Origin of the sequence: Flavobacterium sp., from assembly GCF_030146175.1 — a bacterium.
Taxonomy (GTDB): domain Bacteria; phylum Bacteroidota; class Bacteroidia; order Flavobacteriales; family Flavobacteriaceae; genus Flavobacterium.
This window is the reverse complement of sequence record NZ_JASLCE010000087.1, coordinates 1-4,865: the sequence shown is the minus strand read 5'-3', so window position 1 is coordinate 4,865 and position 4,865 is coordinate 1. Positions and strand designations below refer to the sequence as shown.

General features: G+C 40.1%; 4 protein-coding genes. 1 reads left to right on the top strand and 3 read right to left on the bottom strand.

What is annotated here, in order from left to right; all coding sequences use genetic code 11:
- The first annotated feature begins 140 nt into the window (after nt 1–140).
- Nucleotides 141–1,883 carry a pseudouridine synthase gene (locus tag Q1R07_RS10405; protein ID WP_366526338.1) on the top strand — a complete coding sequence of 581 codons (1,743 nt, stop codon included), beginning with the start codon at nt 141–143 and terminating at the stop codon, nt 1,881–1,883.
- A 2-nt stretch (nt 1,884–1,885) separates the two neighbouring features.
- On the opposite strand, the gene Q1R07_RS10400 is transcribed toward Q1R07_RS10405, so the two are convergent.
- The 3 genes from Q1R07_RS10400 to Q1R07_RS10390 form a co-directional block, all read right to left on the bottom strand.
- A complete protein-coding gene (locus Q1R07_RS10400; protein WP_300489608.1) occupies nt 1,886–2,791 on the bottom strand; it encodes a helix-turn-helix domain-containing protein in 906 nt (301 codons plus the stop codon).
- Nucleotides 2,792–2,888: 97 nt separating this feature from the next.
- Entirely contained in the window at nt 2,889–3,389 is a 501-nt protein-coding gene (locus tag Q1R07_RS10395) for a hypothetical protein (RefSeq protein ID WP_136401848.1), read from the bottom strand.
- 124 nt (nt 3,390–3,513) lie between these two features.
- Complete coding sequence (locus Q1R07_RS10390) at nt 3,514–4,551, bottom strand: serine hydrolase domain-containing protein (RefSeq protein ID WP_300489603.1); 1,038 nt, start codon at nt 4,549–4,551, stop codon at nt 3,514–3,516.
- Nucleotides 4,552–4,865: the final 314 nt, after the last annotated feature.

Genomic DNA, 4,865 nt, shown 5'->3' with positions numbered 1-4,865 from the left:
TTGAAACACGTTTCTAAAATTAACCGATAGTCCTCAGTCCCGTAAACGTATAATCACCTGTTTTCACGTTTGATTCGGAACCTGTGAATACCGGATTTTCTATCTAAACAAACAATACGACTTGCTAAAATTGAACTGTTTTGGCGGCTGTTAAACCGAAATACCCTAATTTCGCAGCACTAAAATCAACAACTGTGGGCAACGACACCCAAAATAGAATCACCTACTTTAACGATCGTATTCTGGACGCTATTTCGCTACCGGAACGCTTTACCTTTCCGTTTTATTATGAACCACATCCGCTCACGCAAATTGCCGCTTCGGAACTACAGGACTACCTGGAAAGTCAGACGGATATGGAACATAATTTCGGACTTATCGAAAATCAGGAAGGAATCGTTATCGGGAAAATGTTTGGTGTACTCGTTGTTCGGGATGCTAACGGCAAAATAGGTTATTTGGCTGCTTTTTCCGGAAAACTGGCCGGTACGAATCAGCATCCGCGCTTTGTGCCACCCGTTTTTGACATGTTGCTTGAAAACAGCTTTTTTCTAAAAGAAGAAACCATTTTAAACAGCATTAACAGTGCCATTGAAACGATAAATGCCGATCCGCAATACCATCGTTTTACAACCGAACTGGAACAATTTACAAATCAATCGCAGGAAGAAATTGCCGCTTTTAAAAAACAGCTAAAAGCGAATAAAGAAGAACGTAAAAAAAGCCGTGAAGCGCAAAAAAACAACCTGACAGAATCGGAGTATGCCGTTTTTGAAGCCGATTTGATCAAACAGAGTTTACGGGACAAATGGGAATTACAGGTGCTCATCAACAAATGGAAAGAACGCTTGGATGAAACCCGATTACAGTTAGCCCGATTTGAAGACCAGATAGAAGCGTTAAAAAAAGAACGCAAAGAAAAATCGGCTGCTTTACAGCAACAACTTTTCGAACACTATTCCTTTTTAAATAAAGACGGAAAAACCCGAAGTCTGCAATCCATCTTTAGTGAAACCGTTTTTGGTAAACCACCCGCAGCGGCTGGAGAATGCGCCACGCCGAAATTATTACAATATGCTTTTGCGAATGGTTATGAACCTTTGGCCATGGCCGAATTCTGGTGGGGGACCTCTCCTAAATCGGAAATCCGGAAACACCGGCAGTTTTATCCGGCCTGTACCGGTAAATGTCAGCCCATATTAAAACATATGCTGGAAGGTATTCCTCTGGATCCTAATCCGCTATTACAAAACCACGGGGAAAATACCATTCTTAAAATTATATACGAAGACGACAGCTTGGTTGTTGTAGACAAACCGGCTGAATTACTTTCGGTTCCGGGCATACAAATTCAGGATTCGGTTTATACCCGACTCAAAACAACCTGGGGCAACATCGAACCGTTGATCATTCATCGTTTGGATATGGCCACCTCAGGGCTTTTGGTTGTTGCCAAAACAAAAGAAGCCCACAAACACATTCAGCGTCAGTTTTTAAAACGTACGGTTATAAAACGCTATACCGCCCTTTTATCGGGATTGATCCAACAAGAAGAAGGTGAAATCCGACTTCCGTTACGAGGTGATCTGGACAACAGACCGCGACAGTTGGTTTGTTATACCCACGGTAAAAAAGCCGTTACCCTTTGGAAAGTCGTAGCGCGACAAACAGCGACAACCCGAATTCATTTCTGGCCACTTACCGGTCGGACGCATCAATTGCGAATGCACGCCGCCCATGAACTAGGTTTGAATGCACCGATTGTAGGAGACGATTTATACGGAACCGGTGCCGACCGTTTGCATCTTCATGCGGCTTATCTGGAATTTGTACATCCGATAACCCGGGAAACACTCCGCTTTGAAGTAGGCGAATCGTTTTAAAATTATTCTTTTCGGACTACCGGAATACACAACGTAAGCATACATTTTTGCTGTGGATGTTCCTTGTAATTGTTCCGAATGATTTCGAATGGCAATTGTTCCGCCGGGCGATAGCCGTTTTCATTCATCCAGATGTATAACGACGACCAGGCTTTTTCAAGATCGGCAAGGTCAATTTCAAAATTGGCGGTAATACATTTTCCGGGTGACAGGTTTTTGAAGAAAATACCCGGTTCGGTTTGGATGTCCCGATCGACCACTACTCCAATTTCCATACGGACTTTTTCCGGAGCCGTAATTTTAAAACTATCGTGATAGATTCGGATCGCTGTTATCTTTTCGGGATCTGTCAGTTTATTTTCCAACGCAAATTCAATCACTTTTGTAAAAGTCGCATCCAGATTTTCCACACCGATATGATTTTGGTAAATCATTGGAAACGCAACCATTTCCTGAACCGTTATTACTGCATTCATTTTTATCCAGTTTTTAAGATTTTCAATACGCCAAATATAGGCTTCAAATCCCTGAAAAATTTGTCCATTCCTGCTATTTTTAATTTTGTCGTAGCGACTACTACGCTGTTTTCGGAATGCTGTCGGACTAACCGAATACCGTTTTTTAAATGCCTTCGTCAGGGCCGCATTATCCGAAAAGCCATATTGAAAAGCCAATGCTCCAATGGATTCTTTTGCATCCCTAATCAATAATGCAGCTATCTTTTCGATCCGTTTTCTATTGTAAAACTCCAACAGGTTTTCGCCGGTATACGCTTTAAACAACCGCTGAAAATGAAAGGGCGAATAATTTGCTACAGCAGCGATTTTTTCTACCGATAAGGGTTCTTCCAAATGTTGCTCGATAAAATCCAGGGCTTTTTCCAGCTGTTTTAAAGGTAAATCAGACATATGATAGTGCTACAATTCGGTCGAAGGTAATCAAATTGAATTAAAAAACGCTACCGGTTTGGCGGTAGCGTATAGCAGTTACAAAATTTTAAAAGTATTAGTGCAGTTTATACGCTACACCTACTCCAATAGCAGACACTGTAAAGTTGTCGGATATTCCACGGTAAAAGGCGAACAGATCGAAATTATCTTTGTTCCATCCTACTTTACCCTGATAATACAAACCACCGTCGGCGTTATTCAAACCAATTCCGTACCCGATATCTGCAGTGTAGAAAATATTGTGATCAAATTTTCCACGACCCGAAGCCGCCACTGGAATATAGCCGAAATCGTCGTAGGTAAAATCCATACCCGCCACCGTTACCGTTTTACCAAAAAAACGGGAATACCCGGTTGCGATACCCAAATCCAGAAAGTCTTTTACTTTATAAAAGTAAACGGCACCATCTATTCCTAAATTAAATGACGAAACATCAGCAGCATCGCCAATCGGAAAACCGGCGTGTACGCCAACTCTGATATCCTGTGCACTCAAACTTTGAGAGAACCCGGCCACAACAGCAACCAGGAACAAGCTTTTCAATTTTGAAATCATATTTAATGCGTTTAGTGTTATCTATTAAAAATAACCATTTAAAACCGCTGTATTCTGCTTAAAATCACTATTTTATTGACAAAATAAAGTGCTGATTTTTCGGCTTTAAAAAACGTAAAATGCCCTATTTCACAAGGGTTTCTTTTATTTCGTCCAAAAAGTTATAAACCGGAAAAGCATCCCCTTGATTGGTAAGGACCATGATTGTTGTATTATTTTTTAAATCCCGCCAGAATAAACTTCTAAAACCAGCCAATCCACCGGTATGCATGGCAATTTTACCGTTTTCCTTATTTTCTACAAACCAGCCCAATCCATAAGGCCCTAATTTTCCATCCGGGAAAACCGGTAAACGGTACATTTCTTCCGTATTTTGCTTATCAAGCAATTGGCCGGTACGCAATGCCTTATCCAATTTATATAAATCACCGGTTGTCGCATAAATACCGCCATCTCCGGTTGTAGATTGTGTATAATCATCTTTTTCTTTGTCCTTGTTATACCCAATTGCTTTAGCCGGAATATCCGGTTTTGTTTCGTCGTATACCACCGTATGTTGCATTTTTAAAGGATGGATTATCTTTTCCTCTAAAAACTGTTTTACCGATGTTCCAGACACCTTTTCGATGATCAATGCTAAAAGGATATAACCGGTATTACTATATTGATACTTTGTACCGGGTACAAATTGTAGTTTTTGATTTTGTAACCAATGCATAACGTCTTTATTCGTTAGCCTTTTGTTTTCGGTTAACACATTTTCATAATCGCATACCCCTGAAGTATGCGTCAGTAATTGTCGGATCGTAATTTCTTTTAGATAATCCGGTAGGTCGTTTATATAACGATTTACACGATCCTCGTACGACAATAGCTTCTTTTGTTCCAACAACATGATACCAATGGCCGTGATGGGTTTGGCCAGTGACGCGATATAAAACGGCGTTTCCTTTTCTAACGGCCGCTGACTTTTAAAATCGGCATAGCCCAAAACCGTATCACAAACAATACTGTCGTTTTTTACAATCAAAACAGCACCATTCAGTTTCCCTTCTTTATGGTAATGCTGTACCACTTCTCTTGTCGTTTTTCGATCAATTTTACTGCAACTACAGAAAAAAATGCTACTCAAAAGAAATAAAACGGCTATTTTTTTTATCATTGGATGAATTTATTATTTACTTCAGACAATGGAATCGTTTTGTAACATCGTGATCCTGATTCCTGTTTATTTTAAAAAACTAAAATACAAAAAAGGGCTCTATGTTTCCATAAAGCCCTGTTTACCCTAAAAATATTTAATTCCTTTTTATAATTCCAAAATCGGCTTTTCCAGATCATGGTAGAGCAGTATTTTCCACTTTTCCGTACGGGCCTGTTGCTCCCATTTTTGACGTAATTCCATTGCTTTTCTTCCTTCATAATCGGTTTTATAGGCGATATGGTATTTCAGATAGGATTCCTGCGGCAGATTGT

Excerpts from the sequence above, each read along its gene's own strand:
- Q1R07_RS10400 (WP_300489608.1), bottom strand. The coding sequence starts at position 2,791 with ATGTCTGATTTACCTTTAAAACAGCTGGAAAAAGCCCTGGATTTTATC.
- Q1R07_RS10395 (WP_136401848.1), bottom strand. The coding sequence starts at position 3,389 with ATGATTTCAAAATTGAAAAGCTTGTTCCTGGTTGCTGTTGTGGCCGGG.
- Q1R07_RS10390 (WP_300489603.1), bottom strand. The coding sequence starts at position 4,551 with ATGATAAAAAAAATAGCCGTTTTATTTCTTTTGAGTAGCATTTTTTTC.